General features: G+C 70.6%; 16 protein-coding genes. 5 read left to right on the top strand and 11 right to left on the bottom strand.

All coding sequences use genetic code 11. The features are described from left to right. Positions 1–386: 386 nt before the first annotated feature. The 4 genes from CG747_RS25925 (at position 387) to CG747_RS25910 (ending at position 4,369) form a co-directional block, all read left to right on the top strand. Positions 387–2,273 (top strand): amidohydrolase, encoded by a 1,887-nt coding sequence (locus tag CG747_RS25925; RefSeq protein ID WP_100604247.1) that lies wholly within the window; start codon positions 387–389, stop codon positions 2,271–2,273. 129 nt (positions 2,274–2,402) lie between these two features. Continuing rightward, a complete protein-coding gene (locus CG747_RS25920; protein WP_100604246.1) occupies positions 2,403–3,065 on the top strand; it encodes a hydrolase in 663 nt (220 codons plus the stop codon). Between the two features lie 61 nt (positions 3,066–3,126). Then, entirely contained in the window at positions 3,127–3,651 is a 525-nt protein-coding gene (locus CG747_RS25915) for a DoxX family protein (protein WP_100604364.1), read from the top strand. Continuing rightward, entirely contained in the window at positions 3,632–4,369 is a 738-nt protein-coding gene (locus CG747_RS25910) for a YoaK family protein (RefSeq protein ID WP_100604245.1), read from the top strand. Before CG747_RS25915 ends, CG747_RS25910 begins: the two co-directional genes overlap by 20 nt. A gap of 109 nt (positions 4,370–4,478) precedes the next feature. Here CG747_RS25910 and CG747_RS25905 read toward each other — a convergent pair whose 3' ends face one another. From CG747_RS25905 to CG747_RS25890, 4 genes are read right to left on the bottom strand one after another with little or no spacing between them, the layout of a single operon-like run. Continuing rightward, on the bottom strand, positions 4,479–5,471 hold the full coding sequence (locus CG747_RS25905) for an amidohydrolase family protein (RefSeq protein WP_100604244.1): 993 nt from the start codon (positions 5,469–5,471) through the stop codon (positions 4,479–4,481). 54 nt (positions 5,472–5,525) lie between these two features. Continuing rightward, positions 5,526–6,008 (bottom strand): (2Fe-2S)-binding protein, encoded by a 483-nt coding sequence (locus CG747_RS25900; RefSeq protein WP_100604243.1) that lies wholly within the window; start codon positions 6,006–6,008, stop codon positions 5,526–5,528. Beyond that, the gene (locus CG747_RS25895; RefSeq protein WP_100604242.1) at positions 6,005–6,937 is read right to left on the bottom strand and encodes a xanthine dehydrogenase family protein subunit M; all 933 of its coding nucleotides are present in this window, start codon (positions 6,935–6,937) and stop codon (positions 6,005–6,007) included. Before CG747_RS25895 ends, CG747_RS25900 begins: the two co-directional genes overlap by 4 nt. Beyond that, positions 6,934–9,111 (bottom strand): xanthine dehydrogenase family protein molybdopterin-binding subunit, encoded by a 2,178-nt coding sequence (locus CG747_RS25890; protein WP_257980717.1) that lies wholly within the window; start codon positions 9,109–9,111, stop codon positions 6,934–6,936. The genes CG747_RS25895 and CG747_RS25890 overlap by 4 nt, the downstream gene beginning before the upstream one ends. Positions 9,112–9,688: 577 nt before the next feature. Here CG747_RS25890 and CG747_RS25885 point away from each other — a divergent pair. After that, positions 9,689–10,612, top strand: coding sequence for a glyoxalase (locus tag CG747_RS25885; protein ID WP_100604241.1), 924 nt, complete (start codon positions 9,689–9,691; stop codon positions 10,610–10,612). On the opposite strand, the gene CG747_RS47450 is transcribed toward CG747_RS25885, so the two are convergent. The 7 genes from CG747_RS47450 to CG747_RS25850 all read right to left on the bottom strand — a co-directional run bounded on the left by CG747_RS47450 (position 10,585) and on the right by CG747_RS25850 (position 19,332). Next, positions 10,585–12,282: an ATP-binding cassette domain-containing protein gene (locus tag CG747_RS47450; RefSeq protein WP_146022160.1), complete on the bottom strand. Its 1,698-nt coding sequence runs from the start codon at positions 12,280–12,282 to the stop codon at positions 10,585–10,587. The two genes, CG747_RS25885 and CG747_RS47450, sit on opposite strands and share 28 nt — an antisense overlap. After that, positions 12,279–14,048: an ABC transporter ATP-binding protein/permease gene (locus CG747_RS25875; protein ID WP_257980716.1), complete on the bottom strand. Its 1,770-nt coding sequence runs from the start codon at positions 14,046–14,048 to the stop codon at positions 12,279–12,281. The genes CG747_RS47450 and CG747_RS25875 overlap by 4 nt, the downstream gene beginning before the upstream one ends. Next, positions 14,045–15,352: a cytochrome d ubiquinol oxidase subunit II gene (locus tag CG747_RS25870; protein WP_100604240.1), complete on the bottom strand. Its 1,308-nt coding sequence runs from the start codon at positions 15,350–15,352 to the stop codon at positions 14,045–14,047. Before CG747_RS25870 ends, CG747_RS25875 begins: the two co-directional genes overlap by 4 nt. Further along, complete coding sequence (locus tag CG747_RS25865; RefSeq protein ID WP_100604239.1) at positions 15,345–16,709, bottom strand: cytochrome ubiquinol oxidase subunit I; 1,365 nt, start codon at positions 16,707–16,709, stop codon at positions 15,345–15,347. The genes CG747_RS25870 and CG747_RS25865 overlap by 8 nt, the downstream gene beginning before the upstream one ends. Further along, positions 16,643–17,341 carry an SsgA family sporulation/cell division regulator gene (locus tag CG747_RS51055; protein WP_100604238.1) on the bottom strand — a complete coding sequence of 233 codons (699 nt, stop codon included), beginning with the start codon at positions 17,339–17,341 and terminating at the stop codon, positions 16,643–16,645. Before CG747_RS51055 ends, CG747_RS25865 begins: the two co-directional genes overlap by 67 nt. A 36-nt stretch (positions 17,342–17,377) precedes the next feature. After that, complete coding sequence (locus CG747_RS25855) at positions 17,378–18,352, bottom strand: helix-turn-helix domain-containing protein (protein ID WP_100604237.1); 975 nt, start codon at positions 18,350–18,352, stop codon at positions 17,378–17,380. 164 nt (positions 18,353–18,516) lie between these two features. Next, complete coding sequence (locus CG747_RS25850) at positions 18,517–19,332, bottom strand: carbohydrate ABC transporter permease (protein ID WP_100604236.1); 816 nt, start codon at positions 19,330–19,332, stop codon at positions 18,517–18,519. Positions 19,333–19,340: the final 8 nt, after the last annotated feature.

Here is a 19,340-nt window from a genome sequence, read left to right as displayed (position 1 = left end):
ACGGTGAGGCGGCTCCGGGGCAGGCGCGGAGGTCTGCGGAGTCGTCGGTTCGCCATGCTAAGTCGCACCGGTGGCGGAAATTGCCCAAGAGTGCACCGGAGTTGCTCCCGGAGTGCGCGGAGAGGCAGTGCACTGTCGGAACGTATCCAGTGCACTGCCGGGATACCCGGGCGCTTTTGCGAGAAATAGCTTGGCGGCGCAGCAGTCGAGGGCGGCCGGGTCCGGTCTGCGTATCGCAGGGAATTCCCACCCGGAATGCGGATCGGTTCGGCTCGGGCGCGGTGTTGGCGCATGCCCCGATGTTTTCCCGCCCGCCGCTGCCGACGCACAGAGCAGTCGAGGCAGCCGCCGTCGACGTCGTTCATCCAGCAGGAGGTTGTCGAAAGGTGTCCACGATGCCGGTCGGTGGGCTGGTTCCCCACGCCACCGACAACGCCGCGGACCTGGTCGTCCGCAACGCGAAGATCCACACCGGAGACCCGGTCCGCCCGCAGGCCGAGGCGATCGCCATCCGCGGGGGCGTCATCACGGTGGTCGGCGACGACAACGACGTCGCCTCCCACGTCGGCCCGGACACGAAGGTGGTCGACGCCCTCGGCCGCCGGATGGTCCCCGGCCTCAACGACGCGCATCTGCATGTCATCCGCGGCGGGCTCAACTACGTACTGGAGTTGCGCTGGGACGGTGTCCCCACGCTGCGCCAGGGCCTGGCGATGCTGCGTGAGCAGGCGGCGCGGACGCCCAGGGGCCAGTGGGTGCGGGTGGTGGGCGGATGGTCGGCCGAGCAGTTCGCCGAGCGGCGGCTGCCGACCGTCGCCGAGCTGAACGCCGCCGCGCCGGACACCCCGGTGTTCGTCCTGCACCTGTACCAGTCGGCGGTGCTCAACCGGGCGGCCCTCAAGGCCGCCGGATACACCCGGGACACCCCCGACCCCAGGGGCGGCCAGATCGTACGGGGCCGGGACGGTGAGCCCACGGGCATGCTGCTGGCCGCCCCCAGCGCCCTCGTCCTCTACTCGACCCTGGCCAAGGCCCCGGTGCTGGAGGGCGCGGACAGGAAGACCTCCACCCGCCACTTCCTGCGGGAACTGAACAGGTTCGGCCTCACGTCGGCGATCGACGCGGCCGGAGGGTTCCAGAACTTCCCCGACAACTACAGCACGGTCGTCGAACTGGCGAAGGCCGGCCAGTTGTCGCTGCGCATCGCCTATCACCTCTTCCCGCAGACCGCCGGTCAGGAAATCGCCGATCTCACCCGCTGGATCGAAACGGCTCGCCCCGAGGACGGGGACGAATGGCTTCGGCTCAATGGCGCGGGCGAGAATCTGACGTGGGCGGCGGCGGATTTCGAGAACTTCGCCGAGCCGCGGCCGGAACTCGCCGCATATGAAACGGAATTCGAGAAGGCCGTACGTCTGCTCATGGAGAACGGCTGGGGATTCCGGCTGCATGCCACCTATGACGAGACCATCCGCCGGGACCTGGCGGTGTTCGAGAAGCTCGCCGCGGAAGGGCTCTTCCCGGCCGGCAACCGGTGGCTGTTCGACCATGCGGAGACCGCCTCCGCGGACAGCCTGGACCGCATCGCCGCCCTCGGCGGCGCCATGTCCGTACAGAACCGGCTGGCCTTCCAGGGCGAGGCGTTCGTACGCCGCTACGGTCCCGGTGCCGCCGCGGACGCCCCGCCGATCCGGGCCATGCTGGAGCGCGGCCTGACCGTCGGCGCGGGCACCGACGCGACCCGGGTCTCCACCTACAACCCGTGGGTCGCCCTGCACTGGCTGGTCACCGGCCGCACCGTGGGCGACCTGGTCGTCCGCCCGCCGCACAACCGGGTCGACCGCCGGACCGCGCTGGCGATGTTCACCGCGGCGGGTGCCGCGCTGACCGGGGAGGAGGGCACCAAGGGCGTCCTGCGCCCGGGCTTCCTCGGCGACCTGGCGGTCCTGTCCGAGGACTACTTCACCGTGTCCGAGCCGGACATCGCGCACATCGAGTCCCTGCTGACGGTCGTCGGCGGCCGGATCGTCTACGCGACCGCCGAGTACGAGGGCCTCGACGAGGAACTGCCGCCGGTCAGCCCCGAGTGGAGCCCGGTGGCGCACTTCGGCGGCTACCAGGCCACGCCTCGTACGGGCCTGGCCGGCGCCCGCCAGGCCGAACTGCTCGGCCAGGCCGTCGCCGAGTCGGAGCAGCACCGCCAGTGGCGCGCCCGGCGCGGCCTGGCCCCGGAGACGGAGAGCACGTTCTTCGATCCCTGCTTCTCCCTCTGATCTCCCGGGAGGGGCCCGGCCACGAGCCGCCCCTCCCGGTACACCGCGCCAACTCGCGCCGCACACCGCGCAGTTGCGCCCGACAGCGGACATCCGTCCGCGACCACCACACACCGGAAAGGCCCTCTCATGGTCAACATCTCCGAGGTCACCGCGGCCCCCAGCCCGGACCTGCTCACCCCGGACAACTGCGCGGTGCTGTTCATCGACCACCAGCCGCAGATGTTCTTCGGCACCGGCAGCGGCGACCGCACCGCGATCATCAACTCGACCGTCGGCCTGGCGAAGGCCGCCAAGGTGTTCGACGTGCCGGTCGTGCTGAGCACCGTGGCCGCCGAATCCTTCTCCGGCCCGATCCTGCCGCAGCTGTCCGAGGTCTTCCCCGACGAGACGATCGTCGACCGCACCTCGATGAACGCCTGGGAGGACGCCGCCTTCGTCGAGGCGGTCAAGGCCACCGGCCGCAAGAAGCTGGTCCTGGCCGGTCTGTGGACCGAGGTCTGCATCGTCCTGCCCGCGCTCTCCGCCCTCACCCAGGGCTACGAGGTCTACGTGGTGACCGACGCGTCCGGTGGCGTCAGCCCGAAGGCCCACGAACACGCCATCCAGCGCATGGTCCAGGCCGGCGCGGTCCCGGTCACCTGGGTGCAGGTCCTCCTCGAGCTGCAGCGTGACTGGGCCCGCACGGAGACCTACCCGTCGGTCATGGACGTGGTGAAGGAGCACGCCGGTGCCTACGGCCTCGGCGTGGTCTACGCACAGGCCGTCATCGGGGACCACGCCGCCGGCTGATCGCCGGACCGGCACAGAGACAGAGCAGTCAAGGACCGAGTCGGGAACAGGCAAGGAAATGATGGACGCTGGACTACTGGCCCTCCGGCTGGTCGCGGGACTTCTCATCGCCGGCCACGGAGTCCAGAAGGTGAGTTTCCGGCTCGGAGGCCACGGCTTGGCAGGCGGAACCGAGGAGTTCCGCCACGACGGGTTCCGCGGCGGTCGGCTCACCGCGATCGTCGCGGGTACCAGTCAGATCGGTGCCGGCCTGTTCCTGACCGCCGGACTGCTCACGCCCCTGGCCGCGATGGCCGCCATGGGTGTGATGACGGTCGCGGGCACCGTCAAACGGCCCAACGGCCTGTGGGTGCAGAACGACGGCTACGAATACCCGCTGGTCCTCGTCGTCGTCTCCGCGGTGTTGGCCCTCACCGGCCCCGGCCGGTGGTCGCTCGACGAGGCGCTGGGCGTCACACCCTGGCCGCTGTGGATCGTCCTCCCCGCGATCGTGGTCGGCCCGGTGAGCGGACTGCTCACCCGGGTGGTGCTGCACCACCCGTCCCCCGCAACGGAAAGGAAGCGTCATGCGCAGGCTGCTGAGTGACGCCATACGCACGCTCGCACCGCAAGAGCAGGACCGCCACGGCCCGCTGCCTCTCCTGATGCTGACGCTGACGGTGGTCACCGGTCTGATCGACGCGGTGAGCTTTCTGGGGCTCGGGCACGTCTTCGTGGCCAACATGACCGGCAATGTGGTGTTCCTGGGGTTCGCCCTGGTGGGTGCCGCGAACCTGTCCGTGCTCGCCTCCCTGGTCTCGCTGGCGGCATTCCTCGTCGGCGCGCTCGCCGGGGGCAGGCTCGGCACCCGGTTCGCGACCCACCGCGGAAAGCTGCTGAAGACGGCCACCGCCGTGCAGACGGTGTTGGTCGCCGTCACCGTGGCTGCCGCCGCGGTCACCGACGGCCGGGTCACCACGGGCGTCCAGTACACACTGATCGTGTTCCTCGGGCTCGCCATGGGCCTGCAGAACGCCGTCGCCCGGCGCCTCGGCGTCCCGGACCTCACCACGACCGTACTGACCCTGACCCTGACGGGGCTGGCCGCGGACTCCCCGCCGGCCGGCGGTGCGGCACCGCGATCCGGCCGCCGGATCCTGTCCGTGCTGGTGATGTTCCTCGGCGCACTCGCCGGAGCCCGACTGGTGCTGCACGGCCACCTCGTGCTCACCCTGGGCCTGGCCCTGCTGCTCCTCGCCCTCACCTCCCTGATGACCCACCGTCTCTCGGCCGCCGACCCCGCCTGGACAAGGCCACCGTCCTGACGCAGGGTCCGCTCGCCCCACGGGGCGCACCGGATACGTCTGAGCCCCCTGATTCTGTTTCAGGGGGCTCAGGCGTATCCGGCCGGCTGCCGTCGGCCGGACGAGCGTGTCATCGCGATGCGTCCGCTGGCTTCATCCCGAGGAACCTGCGACCGTTCTCTTCGAGCGTCGCGGCGTCGATCCCGTGCTCCAGCAGGTATCCGACCGGGTCGGGCTGCGCCATGTCGAAGGGGTAGTCGCTGCCGCAGACGATGCGGTCGGGCGAGGCGTGGGCTCGCAGCAGTCTCAGTACCTCCGGGTCGTGGGTGATCGTGTCGAAGTAGAGGCGGTCGAAGGACTCCGCGGGGGGACGGGTGCTTCCCCGGTGCACATCGTCGCGGGAGCGCCAGCCGTGTCCCCAGCGTCCCAGCAGGGAGGATGCACAGCCCCCGCCGTGGACGAAGCAGATCCGCAGGTCGGGGAGTTCTTCGAGGACGCCGCCCAACAGGACGGCGGCCACGGCGGTCGTGGTCTCCACCGGATTGCCGATGAGGTTGACCAGGTAGTGACGGTCCCATTCGGCGCGCGGCAGTTGCATCGGGTGGACCAGTACGGACAGCCCCAGTTCGGCGGCGACGCCGAGGACCTCCCGTGGCACACCCCGGTCGTAGGACCGGCCGTCGACCACGGGTGGGACGGCAACGCCCGCGATGCCTTCCGCGGCAGCGAGCCGTGTCAGCTCCCGCCGGGCGGCGGCCACGTCGTCCAGCCGGACCAGTCCGAGTCCGACGAGTGTTCCATCCGTACGGGACACGGCGTCGGCGAGCTGCTCGTTGTAGGCGGTGACGTAGTCGTCCGCCTCGGCGGGAGCGTGGACGGGGAAGGCGAAGGGCGGTGCGGAGACGACACGCGCGCCGAGCCCGGCCTTCAGCGTGTCGGCGACGATGGTGTCGACGTCGGTCATCGCCGCGGTCGGGAACGACAACGGGATGTCCCCCAGGAAGAGTTCGCCGTCGCGGTCGTTCATGCCGCCGAGCGGGTTTCCGAGTGGGAGGGCGAGCAGGTCGCGTGGCAGCCAGTGTGCGTGGACGTCGATGACGCCTGCGCGGATGTCACCGTTCATGGTGTTCTCCTTGATCGGCCCCGGGGAGCGGCGCTCCCGGACGGGGCCCGCGTGTCAGGCGGTGGCTTCCCGCTGCTCTTGGGCCGCGCGCGCGATGGCGCGCCGGATGGGTTCGTAGCCGGTGCACCGGCAGATGTTGGACCCGACCACACCCGCGATGGCCTCCGGGTCGTCAGCGAGGTCGGGATCGGCTTCGAGCGCCCCGGCGGCCACCATGAGGAAGCCCGGTGTGCAGAATCCGCACTGGAGCGCGTGCTCGGCCGAGAACGCCCGTTGCAGCGCGTGGGGTTCGCCGGCGGGACCCGCGAGGCCCTCCACCGTGCGGACGGAGCGGCTGTCGCACTGCACGGCCAGCACGAGGCACGCGCGGACCGCCTTGCCGTCCATGAGAACGGTGCAGGCCCCGCAGATGCCGTGCTCGCATCCCAGGTGCGTACCTGTGAGCCCCAGGTCGTCGCGCAGGACGTCGGCGAGCAGGCGGCGGGGCTCCACGTCGAGGGCGTGTTCCTTGCCGTTCACATTGAGCGTGATCTTCATCCGTGATGTCCCTCTCGTGCGGCGAGGCGGGCGCGCTGGTCTGCCGCAGCCTCGAGGAGCGTTCTGCCGACCAGGACGGCGATGGCCTGCCGCTTGTAGTCGACGTCGGCGTACGGTTCGGCGACCGGCGCAGCGTCTTCCCGGGCGGCGACCCGGCCGGCGCGGGCGAACGGATGGTCGTCCGGGAGCCGGGGCCCCGACGGGAGCGGGCCGATGTCGGCACCGAGCAGCGACCATTCCGCGTTGCGCGCCCGTACCGGACGGTCCGCGGAGTTGACCAGTCCGATCCGCGCCGCGCTGATCACGCCGTCGTTCACCGTGAGGGCCGCCGCGACGGCGACCTGGGCGAAGGTGAAGTGCGTGCGGCGGTGCTCGATGAAGCCCACGCCGGTGTTCTCGCCGAGCAGCGGGAGGCGTACGGCGGTGATGAGCTCCTGGGGCCGGCGCGCGGTGTGGTTCGGCCCGAGGAAGTAGTCGCGGGCCGCGATCTCACGGGCGCCGCCCGGCCCGATCACTTCCACGGCGGCGTCCAGGGCGACGCCGATGGCGCACCATTCCGAGGCGGGATGGGCGTAGGCGAAGCTGCCGGCCATGGTCCCACGGGAGCGGATGGGTGGATGGGCGATGTTGACCACGGCCCGGGACAGCAGGGTGCCCAGCGGGCCCGGTACGGCATCGGCCGATTCGAAGGTCGCGTGGCGGATCAGAGCGCCGACGCGCAGCTCGTCGCCCTCGACGCTCATGCGGTCGAGCTCCGGAATGCGGTTGATGTCGACGAGGAGCTCCGGCCCGATGCGTAGCAGGTGCATCTCCAGGATCAGGCTCTGTCCTCCGGCGATCACCTGGGCCTTGCGCCCGGTGTCGCCGAGTGCCTCGACGGCCTCGCAGACCGTGCGGGGTACCACGTAGTCGAAGGGTGCGGGTTTCACCGGGCGCCTTCCTCGTGTTTGGGGGCACGCGCCGCGCGCCAGACGCTGTCCGGGGTGAGCGGCATCTGCAGCAGGTCGGGATCCACGATCCGCAAGGCGTCGGCCACGGCGTTGACGATGGCTGCCGGGGTGCCGATGCAGCCCGACTCCCCCGCGCCCTTGGCACCCAGCGGTGTGCTGGGGCTGGGGGTACAGGTGTCCTTGATATCGATGGGTGGGATCTCCGCGAACGTCGGGAGCAGGTAGTCCAGGAATCCATATCCCAGATGCGGTACGCCGTCGTCGTCGAACGTCATGCCTTCGTAGAGAGCCTGGCCGATGCCCTGCACGGCCGATCCGAACGCCTGCCCGTGCACCACCGTCGGGTCAAGAACCACTCCGCAGTCGTCGACGGCCACGAGCCTGAGGACGCGTACGGTGCCCAGGTCCGGATCCACCTCGATCACCGCCACGTGCGCGCCGAAGGGAAACGCCATGCCGGCCTCGTAACGGTCCTCGACGCGCAACGGACCGGTGGTCTTCATCAGAGCGCCCAGGCTCATGGCCGCCGAACCGTCGGCGGCCAGGTGCACGGTGCCGTCCACCCACTCGACCTCGTCGACCGGCACCCTCCACAGCCCCGCCGCCCGTCTACGGGCCTCCTCGATCAGGAGAGTCGCCGCGTGCTGGAGCATGGCGCCGGCGACCTGCGCCGACCGACTGGCGAACGAGCCCAGTCCTTCGGGCTGTTCATCGGTGTCACCCTCGACGAGGCGGACCTGTGTCTCCGGAATGCCGAGGACCTTGGCAACCAGCGCGGGGAAGACCGTCTCATGCGACTGACCGCTGGGCGCTGCACCGCACCGGGCGGTGACGGTCCCGTCCTCGTGCACCTCGAGGCTGCCGAACTCGTGCAGGCCGCCGGGTTCGCCGCCCGAGCGCTCCACATAGCAGGAGACGCCGATGCCCAGCGGCAGGGCGTCCGGGTCCTGGCGGCGACGGTCCCGCTCGGCACGCCACTTCTCGTAGTCGAGCGTCTTGAGGGCCAGGTCCAGAGCGGCGGCGTAGTTCCCGCTGTCGTAGCGGCGTCCGGTCGGCGTCTCGTACGGGAAGGCGTCGGGCGGAATGAAGTTGCGCCGCCGCAGCTCGATCGGATCCATGCCGAGGCGCCGGGCGAGCAGGTCCATCGTCCGCTCGATGGCGATCGCGGCCTCGGGACGTCCGGCACCCCGGTACGGATAGGTCACCATGGTGTTGGTGAGCACCGAGCGCAGCGTCGCGTGGACGCGTGGGGTGGTGTACGCACCGGTCGCCATCCACGCCGTCTGCATGGGCAGTCCCACGCCGAGGTGCGGATAGGCGCCGATGTCGGCGTCGATCGTCAACGCGTAGGCGAGCAGCCGTCCATCGGCGTCGGCGGCGAGCCGGACGGTCTGGTCCTGTCCCCTGCCCCGGGTGGCGACGAGCATCGACTCCATGCGGTCCTCGATCCAGCGGACCGGTCGCCCGAGCTTCACCGCCAGGTAGGCGACGATCACGAACTCGGGGAACGCGGCGCTCTTGGACCCGAAGGCGCCTCCGGTGTCCGGGACGACGACCCGGATCCGGTCGGTGGACCAGCCGAGTAGCGCGGCCAGTTCACGGCGCAGCCGGTGCGGCATCTGGTGCCCCGACCACACCGTCAGCCGGTCCGCCTCGGGTACGGCGAGGACCGTGCGGCATTCCATGGGGCTGGGCATCAGCAGTTGCTGGCGGTAGGTGGCCTCGACGACGACGGCCGCGTCCTGCCAGACGGACGGGTCGATGGGTTCTCCCGCCTCGCCCCGCAGGGCGATGTTGCTCAGCCCGTCGAACAGGCGGACGGAGTCGTCCAGCGCCGCGGACGGTGTCACCACCGCGGGCAAGGGATCGATCGTGGCGGTGACCTCGGCGACTCCGTCCTCCGCCCGGTACCGGTCCGCTCCGAGGACGACCGCCAGCGCCTCGCCCGGATAGCGCACTCGGTCCTTCACCAGAGCCGGCCACTCCCGGCCCGCGACGGCGTCTTCCGTGGAGAGCCCCGCCAACAGGGTGTACGGGACCGCAGGAAGGTCCGGCAGATCCGCGGCCGACCAGGCTCCCACGACACCGGGCACGTCACGGGCCGCCCTACAGTCCACGGCCCGTAGCAGGCCGTGGGCGACCTTGCTTCTCACGAATGCGGCATCCAAACACCCCGGCACGTCGATATCGGCGACATACCGGCCTTCCCCTGTGAGCAGCCGTTCGTCCTCGCGCCTCTTCCATTGCGCCACAACAACACCTCGTCCGTGTCTTTGCGGGAACTGATCGCGCGAGTGCCGCACCTGCACCGATCGCAGTGCGGGCCCTCCGGCCGATCGCCAGTCGCCGTCCATGGGGAACACCACGCGGATCACATTCAGTTGCTCGGAAACTAGTCACGCGGGAAGCGGACGGACCAGTCACGAGCGGGCGTTGTGCGCTGCGGGTACAGAAGGAGTGCGCTGGTCGTAAAGAGCCGGTTGCCGTCTCCAACGGCCGGGACGGCCACGATGTCGCTTCCCCTGAGTGAACTTGGTCGGGTGGGGTCTCGGGCCGACGGGTGAGCACAGCGCGATGATCAGCCGCAGGACCTGCGTCGCGGGCTGGCAAGCCGGTGGATCTTGCCCGGAAAGTCAAGGACTGGAGCGCTCCGAGAAAACCCGCTGCCGCGTGCGCCGCCTACTCTCCCTTCGGTTCATTCCCGACGAACCCGATGGAAGGGAAAGGCAGATGAAGAAGCGCAAGGCAATGGTGCGGTTGCTGCCGGCGTTACTGCTGGTGGTGGGCGTGGGGGGATTCGCGGCCCCGTCGTCGGCCCAGAGCCGGCACGCCCCCGCCCCGCTCCCGGCCGCGACCACGGCGGTCGGACCGCAGTACGACACCACGCACGTCTACGTCACCCCCGGCGCGATGGACGCGTTCGTCGCCTGCTGGGAGGCGACCTTCGGCGGAACCCACACGCCCAAGGTGATCACCCAGGTCACGCCGACGCCCAGTAAGACCGCGTCGGAACTGGTTCTCTCACCCGTCGGCACGCTGTCCGTCTTCGACTTCCGAACGCCGGTCCCCTATCCGTTCGGTGCCGAACGCACCGGCTGGCTGATGAGCGACTTCGACAAGGGCGTCCGGCTGGCCCGGGCCAGCGGGGCGAACGTCGTCGTCGCGCCCTTCGACGACCCCATCGGCAAGGACGCGGTCGTCCAGTTCCCGGGCGGCGTCAACGCCCAGCTGTACTGGCACACCAAGGCTCCGTCCTACGCGCAGTTGGAGACCGTGCCGGACAACCGCATCTATCTGACGAGGGACTCGGCGAGTGCGTTCCTCGCGTCGTACCTGCGCTTCACCGGTGGTCGGATCGTCTCGGACGACCGGGCCGCCGATGGTGGTCAACTCGGTGTGCCCGACGAGACGTACCGCCGCGTCGCCATCAACTCTCCCTACGGCAAAACGGTGGTCAGCGTGACCGATGGGCACCTGCCGTACCCGTTCGGGCGGGAGACCACCGGCTACGCGGTGAAGGACCTCACGTCGACCCTGCACAAGGCCGAGGCCGCGGGCGCGAAGGTGCTCTGGGGGCCGTACACCTCCGAGGGCCGGGCCAGCGCGATGGTGCGGTTCCCCGGCGGCTATGTGGCCGAACTCCACATCACGTGAGGGGACTTCAGCCGCAGGACCCGGGAGGCGGCGAAGGGCATGAGGCCGTCGTGCCGGTCCGGTAGGGCGATCACCAGGGCGCTGTTCGGCAGGGCGTGACGCACGCCCGTCAGCATCCGCACCGCCGTCTGGTCGTCGAGGCCGGCCGTCGGTTCGTCGAGCAGGAGGACCGCGGGTGTCCGCAGGACCGCTCTCGCGATCACCAGGCGGCGTCGCTGGCCCTGCGAGAGCGCACTGCCCAATGGGCCCGTCGGGGTGTCGAGGGGTAGCTGCTCCAGGGCCGCGGCCGCCAGGGCCGCCCGAAGTGTGTCGTCGTCCGCGCCCGGGGCGGCCTGCCGGAGGTTCTCGGCGAGGGTCGCGTCGGCGATCCAGTCCTCCGCTTCGACGAGGGTGAGCGAAGCGGCGATCGCACGGGCGGGCAGGGACTCGACAGGTACACCGCCGAGCAGCACCGACCGGGGAACAGCGGGGGAGATCCGTCCCGCCAGAGTCTCCAACAGGGTGCTTTTCCCACTGCCGTTGGGCCCGGTGACCATGGTGACGCTGCCGGGCTCGATCACCGCGGACCACCGGGTGCGGTCGGCGCCGACGCCCACGGGCACTTGGCGGGTCACCAGGGTCCGTGGCGCGCCGGCGAGCGGCGCCTTCGGCGGGGACGCGGACGCGGTCGACGGCTCGCCCGGGAGAGTCTTGCCCGAGAGAGCCTTGTTCGCCAGATCCGCCAGATCCGTCAGCCGCCGGGCGGCGTCGGCGGCCAGGCCGTGGTCGCGGAGCACCGCTGGGAGCGTCTCCATCAGCTCGTACGCGGCCGCCACCAGCAGCACCTCGCCGATGGCGTCGGCAGCCGGCTGGGTGAAGACCGGACCGGACAGCGCCAGGACCAGGACCGCCGCCTGGCCGGCCACGGCCGACAGCCGCAGCGTCAGCCGGGAACGGCGCATCACCGACTCGGCCGCGGCCTCGGCCCGCCGGGCCCGGCCGACCGCGTCCGCGACCTGGTCGCGCACCGGATCGACGGCGTCCAGGCAGCGCAGTTCCGAGAGCGCCGAGCGCGCGCTGAGCAGCGCGGTGCGTGCGGCGGCCCACGCTTCGGCGGCCGTCCGCAGATGGCCGCGGGTCCGCCGCTCGGCGATCACCGCGGTGGTCGTGGCGAGCGCGAGCAGCAGCAGTTCGGCCGCGCCGGACGGCGGACTCGCCACCGTCAGCGCGGTGACGACGACGGCGGCGGTCAGGCCGATCCCGGCCAGCGGTGGAACGACCTGTCCGGCTGACCCGCCCACCGCGGCGACGTCGCGGGTGAGCCGGGCCATCAGGGCGCCGTCACGGTGGTTGCGCAGTTCGCGGGCCGGTACGGTCGTCGCGGCGCGGACCAGGCGTGAGCGCAGCGAGACGGTCGCGCCGAGCAGGGCGCCGTGGCCGACCAGGCGCTCCGCGTAGCGCAGACCGGTGCGGCCCAGGGCGAGCGCGCGGACCATGCCCGAGGGGTACATCCAGGACCACGTGGTGTTCGCCTGTGCGGTGACCACCGCACAGGAGGTCAGGAACCAGCCGGACACGCCCAGCAGGCCGGCGGCGCACAGTTCGGCGGTCCCGGCGAGCACCGCCGCGATCAGCAGGTCGCGGCGTGTCCGGTGGTCCGCCGCCGTCCACAGCAGCCTGAATGCGGTCACTGTGTCTCCTCGATCCGGGACACCCGTCCCTGTTCCAGCCGCACGATGTCGTCGGCGATGCCCAGCAGTGCCGGACTGTGGGTCGTGAGCAGCACGGTGCGGCTGCGCGCGAGCGTCCGGATGGCGCCGATGACCCGGGCCTCGCCGTCCGGGTCGAGATGGGCGGTGGGTTCGTCCAGGCACAGCAGCGGTGTGTCCTGGAGCAGGGCCCGGACCAGCACCAGTTGTTGCGTCTGCCCGGAGGACAGCCCCCAGCCGCGCTCCCCGACCGGCGTCGCCAGCCCCTGGGGAAGCGCGGCGAGCAGGTCCTCGAAGCCCAGTGCCGCGAACGCCGCGGTCAGTTGGTCGTCGTCGGCGTCGCGCCGGGCCAGCAGCAGGTTGGCGCGCAGCGTGCCCGGGAGGAGGTAGCCGGGCTGTCCGGCCCATGCCGTCGTGGCCGTCGAGGCTTGCCGGGTCGCGGAACCGAGGGTGTGCAGGCACCGCCCGCGGTCCGGTGCGCGCAGACCCGCCGCCACGGAGAGCAGGGTGGTCTTCCCCGCGCCGCTGGGTCCGCTGATCGCCACGATCGAACCCGGCCGCACCGTCAGGGTGACGTCGTCCAGGGCCGGGTCGTCGCGCCCCTGGTACCGGACGCCCACCTCGTCCAGGAGCACACCGGCCGGGCCCGACTCTCCCGGGCGGCGCGCGGGGGGCACCCGCGTCGGGGGACCGCCGGCCGGTGCGGCCGGAACCCTGTCGATGATCTCCGAGATCAGCTCGGCCGCCGCGGCGGCCTCGGCCCGGGCGTGGTAGCCGCGGGCGAGCTCCCGGGCCGGGGCGAAGTACGCCGGGGTCAGGACGAGCACGAACAGCGCGGTGCCCAGGCCCATGGTGGACGGGACCACCGGCAGGTCGAGGTAGCCGAGCAGGGCGAGTCCGCAGTACGTGGCGACGACGGCCATGGCCACGGTGATCAGGAGCTCGATCCAGGCGGTCGAGAGGAACGCCACCCGCAGTACGGTCCGGGTGCGCCGGGCCAGTTCCCGGTCGGCTTCCTCGGTCGCGCGTACCGCTTCTTCACCGGCTCCGAGGCCGACGAGCGTGGGCAGTCCGCGCAGTTGGTCCAGCAGGTGGGTGCTCAGCTTCCGGGTGGCGGTGAGCTGGGCGTGCACGGCGGCGCGAGTGCCCAGGCCGATCACTTTGAGGTTGAACGGCAGCAGCGGTGTCGCCAGCACGAGCATCAGCGCGACGGCCCAGTTCCCCACCAGGATGGCGGCCAGCACGATGCCGCTGCCCAGCAGCATCGCCCGCCGGGCGGGAACATACGTCGTCAGCCACTGGGTCAGTCGGCCCACCTCGCCGTCGAGGGCCTCACCGAGCGCGGCGTCCGGCACCCCTTCCAAGGGCGTGCCCGCCGCGGGGAGCGCGGCCAGGAGCAGGCGGGTGCGCAGGTGGTCCCGGACGGCGGCCGCGCCGTTGTCGGCGATCCGGTCGGCCGCCGCGAGCAGGAGTGCGCGCAGCAGCAGCCCGGCGGCGACCAGTGCCGCGCCGGAGAGCACCGGGGCCAGGGGCACTCCCCCGGGTGGGGACTGCAGTGCGGCCCGGGCCGCCCGGCCCAGTCCCGCCGCCCACATCACATGGCCCGCGGCCGCCAGTCCGCGCAGGGTGCCGGCTCGCCGGAACGCGGGTTCGCCGACCGCCGCCCATGGGGTGAGCCGTTCCGCCGCCCGCTGCTGTTCCTCGTCGTCCCGGCCGAGCCGGGCGAGGTGGTCGGGGCTTCCGTTCACCGGTCGGCTGCCCGGAGGTCGAATTCGCCGGCGGCCGCCGAGCGGCGGTCGGAGCGGATCCACCCGGCGAGCGCGGTCAGGGCGAACAGCGCGACGCCGACCGGGCCGATCCACGCCCGTACGCCGCCGAAGACGTCCTGCGAGACGGCGGCCACCGCGACGGCCAGGAGGGTCAGGAGCACGCGCCGGGCGGCAACGGCCGCCCACGGACCGTCGCTCGCGGCCGGGGCCGCCGGCACGGGCCGCTCGGGCTGCTCGACCTGCGCGGCCTGCTCAGCGACAGCCGCGGTGTCGGACGGGCCGACCGCCGTCTCGGTGGAGACCGATGGCCGGGCGGACTTCCCGCGGAAGACCCACCATGCGTAGATGTTGTAGGCCAGGACGACCGGCATGCACCCGCCCACCCCGATGAGCAGGAACAGCTGCGACCCGTGCGGGCCGGCGGCCGCGTGCACGGTCAGGTCGGGTGGGACGACGACGGGCGCGGTGGCGGCGACGAGCGCGAGCAGGCCCGCGGTCTCCGTACCGGCCACCGCGGCGAACGGCCGCCAGTCGGGCCGGCGGCCGAAGCCGTACCAGGCGAGCGCCGCGCAGACCACGGCCCCCGCCACCGCGAGGCCGAACAGGGTTGCCCGGAGCGGCTGGTCGAAGCGCAGGTGCTGCGGGTCGGCGAACCGGAGTCCGGATCCGAGGACCAGGCCGGCCACCGCGACCGCCAGGATCAGCGGTCGGCCCAGTCGGCCCGCCCGCTCGTGGGCCGTCCCCGTGGTCTTGTCCTGCAGCCACGCGGCGCCCGCCAGCAGGTGGACGGCCACCAGCCCCAGGGCGCACAGCACGCTGTAGGGCGTCAGCCAGTCCCAGGTGCCCCCGGTGAACACCCCGCCGCGGTGCGGCAGTCCGGACAGCACGCCGCCGACTACGAGGCCCTGGCACACGGTGGCCACCAGCGAGGAGATTCCGAAGACCAGACCCCAGCCGCGCCGGTAGCCCAGGGCGGCGCTCTGCAGCTCGATGGCCGTACCGCGCAGCACGAGGGCGAGCAGCATGACGACGAGCGGCAGGTAGACGCCGGGCAGCACGGTGGCGTAGACGCCGGGCAGGCCCGCCCACAGCACGACACCCGCCAGGATGAGCCAGCTCTCGTTGGCGTCCCAGGCGGTCGCGATCAGCTCGTTGTACTCCTTGCGCCGCCGGTCGCTGCGGTCGAACAGGCTCAGGATGCCGATGCCCAGGTCGTAGCCGTCGAGCAGGACGTAGGCACCGAGTGCCAGCAGGACCAGGGCGTATGACGCGTAATCAAGCATGGCTGGGCTCCGTGGGGTGGAGGGTGGTGCCGTCGTCGGCCACCAGGTGCTCGGGGCCGGTCCGCACCGTGCGGACGATGTAGCGGATCCACAGGCCGAGCAGCAGCGCGTAGACGGCGACGAACCCGGTCAGGCTGGTGATCGCCGCGCCGAGAGAGATGTGGGAGACGGCGTCACTGGTGCGGATCAGGCCGTAGACGACCCAGGGCTGCCGGCCGGCCTCCGCGGTGATCCAGCCGCCGCTGATCGCCACGACACCGGCGGGGGCCATCCAGACCATCAGCCGGTGGAACCGCCGGGCTGTGTACAGCCTTCCGCGCAGCCGCAGCACCAAGCCGGTGAAGGCCATGCCGAACATCACCAGGGCGCTGAAGTACATCGCCCGGAAGCCGTAGAAGACGGACCACATGTCGGGGCGCTCGTCCTTGGGAGTCTGCAACAGTCCGGGGACGTTCGCCTTTCCGGAGAGGTCCTTGCCGATGACGGCTCCCAAGTGCGGTATCGCGACCTGGACCTTGTTCTCGCCCTTGTCCGTATCGGGCACCACGAGCAGGTTGTAGCCGTTGTTGTCCGTCTTCCAATTGCCTTCGAAGGCCTCCAGTTTGGCGGGCTGGTGTGCGCCCATGAACACGGCGGTCAGGTCGCCCACGTACAGCTGCACGGGCATCAGGACGGCCAGCACGCCCAGGGCGATGGACAGCGTGCGGCGTGCGAAGGGCAGCGCCCGCTGCTTGACGAGGTACCAGGCGGCGATCCCGCCGATGAACCAGCAGGCGCTGATCAGCACCGCGAGCAGGATGTGCGGGTAGCGGTAGGAGAACGCCGGGTTGAACAGCACGCTCCACCAATTGCTCGCCCGGAACTGGCCGTCCACCTCGGTGAACCCCGAAGGGTCCTGCATCCAGCTGTTGGCGGACAGGATCCATGTCGTGGACAGCAGGGTGCCGACGACGAGCATCCAGCAGGCGAACGCCATGGTTCTGGGGCGCACCCGGCCGTCGCCGTACAGCATGATGCCGATGAACCCGGCTTCCAGGAAGAAGGCCGTGATGACCTCCATGCCGATCGTGACACCGAGGATCGGGCCGACCGCATGGGCGTATCTTCCCCAGTTGAGGCCGAACTCGAAAGTCATGACGGTACCGGCGACCACACCGAGCCCGAATCCGACCGCGAATATCTTCTTCCAGAAACGGAATATCTGGAGGTACAGCGGATTCCCGGTCCTGAGGTGGACCGTGTACATCACGGCCAGGAAGAGGGCGAGGCCGACGGTCAGTGCGGGAAAGCTCATGTGGAAGACCGCGGTGATGGCGAACTGCCATCGTGAGATATCCACCACTGCGGACGACGCCACGGTTTCTCCTCTTTCTTGTATTCCCCTGTTCTTGCGCCCACCGTAGGCACGTCCCATGGCTTGCCTTTGCCTCTGGGCGCACCACTCGTTTCCTCGCAGCGCCATGCCGGCGGTGCGCATTGCCGTACGAACTCGGCCTGGGCCCCGTTCACCTTCGACGCCGGTCCTGCCTCGGCGTCGTCGTTCCCGGCTTCCTCGGCCCAGGCCGGTTCAGTCCCGCCTGCCGGTGAGCTCGGCGAGGGCACGGTCGATGTCGATGTGAAGGCTCTCCGTGCCCGGGGCACGAGCCAGACCGTCCGCAGCACGAACGCGGCGACCGCTGACTCCGCGATGTCTATCAGCGCCGCGCCGGCGGAGGACCTCAGGACGACGCGCACGGAGTGCGGGTGGCAACGGTGCCGCGGAATCACCAGCACGCCCCCGGTACCGGCAGGACGGCGCAGGCCCTCTATGAGCAGTGAACGGGCGAACACCCAGTCCACGGGTCTGGCCGTGGGTGCGCCGAGGGAGAGCGAGGCGCCACCCCGTAGGCGGCCCGCAACACCCGGCTGAATGCGCGGCCCTGGTGAAACCTCATCGGTGCGCCACCGCGGCGATCGTGCGGTCCCGGTGGGTCGGCGCGGGCTCTCCATGAGCCGCTCCGTGTGAATCGTTCCGCCGAGAAAACGTCACTCAACCGTGCGCCGTTCACCGGACAGGCCGTGAATCTGCCAGTCGCGAGGCGCTATGCCGTAAGCGGCACGGAAAACACGGCTGAAATGGCTCGGGCTCACGAACCCCCAGCGTCGGGCGATGGTCGCCACCCCGACTCCCAGGGCCGGGGACCGCAGAAGATCCCGACGGCACCGCTCCAGTCGCTCCGATCGGATCCACTCCCCGACGGTGGTTCCCTCCAGTTGGAACAGCTTGTGCAGGTAGCGCACCGAAATGAAGTGAGCGGCAGCGATCGCGGTGGGTGACAGGTCCGGGTCGGAGAGGTTCTGCAGGATGTGGTCCTTCACTCGCACCATCATGGCCGCGGCGGTCTCAGGAGCCTGAGGCCTGAAGCGGCCGCGCCGCTCGTTGATGACCAGTGCCAGCAGGTCGAGCCCGGTGGCGACGAACTGGCGGCCGACGAATTCGTCGAAGCCCGCTGCTTCGCGCGCCATGCGCGCAAAATAGGTCGCCACGAGTGCGGAACCTCCGTCACGACCCGAGAACGCACTCGCAGTCAACGCGTGCAGGTCCTCGTCCCGCACGCGAAGCTCCTTTCGAGGGAATTGAAAGGAAGTGAAGCGGAAATCGCCCTCAACTTTCTTCCTGAACACGCGAGACGAATCAGAGATGGAAAAATCTCCCGGCTCTATCAGGCACTCCCTCCCGTCCTGCTCCTTGACGGCGCTTCCTCTGCGCTGAAGCGTGAGGATGAGGTATTCCTTCCCGTCCCGGGCTATCAGACGCTTGTTGCGCGTCACCTCTTGAGAGCCGGCCTGGACGTCCGACACCTGCGTGGCTCCCAATTGGTGGGTGACGATCCTCCCTGGCGACGGATCTTCCTCCAGGATATTGACATCGAGCGGTACGAACGTCTGGGATACCGCTTCATGCCAGCGCTCGCTGCGGTCGGCTGCGGACAGCTCCGCGGTGGAAAGGACGACGGACATGCGGCCCCTTGAAAACGTCATCGACAGGCGGTTCGGATCCGGTCACCGGACAGCCCGATCACCGAAGCCCCGCCGTTCCTTCCAGAACACCGTGCCAGCCGGCCTGGGCCGGCACATCGCGTGAATCCGCTAGATCGGTCGGGGGCGACGGACCGAGACGCCTCTCACTTGATGGCTCCGCCGGTGGCACCGGCGGCGACGTAGCGCTGAGCGACGACGAGCAGTACGGCGGCGGGGACGGACGCCATGACCGTGGTGGCCATGACGGCGTTCCACTGGTTCGTATGGGCACCGAGGTACTGGTAGATGCCCAGCGTGATCGGCCGCACGGTCTCCGTGGTGGTCAGGGTGAGGGCGAAGAGGAAGTCGCTCCAGGTGAAGAGGAAGGTGAAGACGGCGGCGGTGATCAACGCGTTCCGGCTCACCGGGAGCACCACGGAGCAGAAGACGCGCAGCCGCCCGGCACCGTCCACCTGCGCGGCCTCGATGATCTCTCGCGGAATGCTCCGCATGAACGTACGCATGATGATGATCGCGAAGGGGACCCCTGCGGTGGAGTCGGCGAGGATCAGTCCGAGGTAGGAGTTCAGGAGTCCCAGGTCGCTGTAGGCGCTGTAGAGCGCGTTGGCCACGACGATGCTCGGCACCATCTGGGTGAGCAGGACGCCGAAGAGCACGAGGTCGGTTCCGCGGAGGGGGAACCGGGCCAGCGCGTAGGCCGCCGGCGTGGCGAGCCCGAGGCTGAAGGCGACGCTGCCGAGGGCCACGACGAGGCTGGTGACGAGGTTGCGTCCCTGGTCGCGCAGTGCGGTGGCGTATCCGCTGAAGTCCGGATGGAAGGGGAACCAGCCTCCTTGCAGGGTGTTGCCCGCCGGCTGGAGGGAGCCGTTCACCATCCAGTAGACGGGAAACAGCATCAGGGCGAGCAAGGCGATCCCGACGACGGTGGACGGCCGGCCACGGCCCGGTGCGCGCTTCACGGGAAGAT

Source organism: Streptomyces sp. CB02959 (genome assembly GCF_002803155.1).
GTDB lineage: Bacteria > Actinomycetota > Actinomycetes > Streptomycetales > Streptomycetaceae > Streptomyces.
This window is presented reverse-complemented; position numbering and strand designations above follow the sequence as displayed.